We start from the raw sequence: 204 nt of genomic DNA on the forward strand, positions 1-204 counted from the left end.
CCTTCGCTTCGTTCTTCAGTTTCTCGACCAGCTCGTCCACGGAGCCCACCATAACGCCCGCCTTGCGCTCGGCCGGTGTTTCCACCTTCTCGATGGTCACGCGGGGGGTCATATCAACGCCCAGATCAGCCGGGGTTTTCACGTCCAGCGGCTTCTTCTTGGCTTTCATGATGTTCGGCAGGGAAGCGTAGCGCGGCTCGTTGA

At 60.3% G+C, this 204-nt stretch carries 1 pseudogene; it reads right to left on the reverse strand.

What is annotated here, in order from left to right:
- Positions 1 to 204: pseudogene (locus B2W52_RS13310) on the reverse strand (electron transfer flavoprotein subunit beta/FixA family protein); the annotation flags it as partial.

Origin of the sequence: Marinobacter sp. UBA2498, from assembly GCF_002341575.1 — a bacterium.
Lineage (GTDB): Bacteria > Pseudomonadota > Gammaproteobacteria > Pseudomonadales > Oleiphilaceae > Marinobacter > Marinobacter manganoxydans.